General features: G+C 73.3%; 1 pseudogene. It reads left to right on the top strand.

Annotated elements, in window-relative coordinates:
• A pseudogene (locus tag AC1DGD_RS22110) lies at positions 1–600 on the top strand (hypothetical protein); the annotation flags it as partial.

Genomic DNA, 600 nt, shown 5'->3' with positions numbered 1-600 from the left:
GCCAGCAGAATCGCCGACACCACCGGGCTCAGCTACACCGACACCAACCGGCCCGCCGGAACCTGGTACTACCGCGTCACCGCCACCGACGCAGCCGGCAACACCGGCCCCGGCTCCAACGAAGCCACCGCCACGATCCAACCCCCGCCGGACACCACCGCGCCGGGCGCGCCCGGGGCCCTGGCCGCCACAGCCACCGGAACCGCCGTCGCCCTGTCCTGGACCGCGGCGACCGACAACACCGCCGTCACCGGCTACACCGTCCACCGCTCCACGACGGCAGGCTTCACCCCCTCCACCGCCAGCAGAATCGCCGACACCACCGGGCTCAGCTACACCGACACCAACCGGCCCGCCGGAACCTGGTACTACCGCGTCACCGCCACCGACGCAGCCGGCAACACCGGCCCCGGCTCCAACGAAGCCACCGCCACCACCCAACCGGCCGCTCCGCCGACGGTGCTGGCGGTGGAGAGTGCGGCGGATACCTACACCTCCGCGTCGGCGCCCACGACGGACTTCGGCACCAGCGGCTCGCTGGCGGTCTACGGCTCACCGGACGCCACGACCGTGCTCCGGTTCCAGGTCCCGGCAGCCCCG

It is taken from the genome of Arthrobacter sp. 05T45 (genome assembly GCF_056395875.1).
The sequence above is the reverse complement of the archived record's forward strand: the minus strand, read 5'-3'. Positions and strand labels throughout refer to the sequence as shown.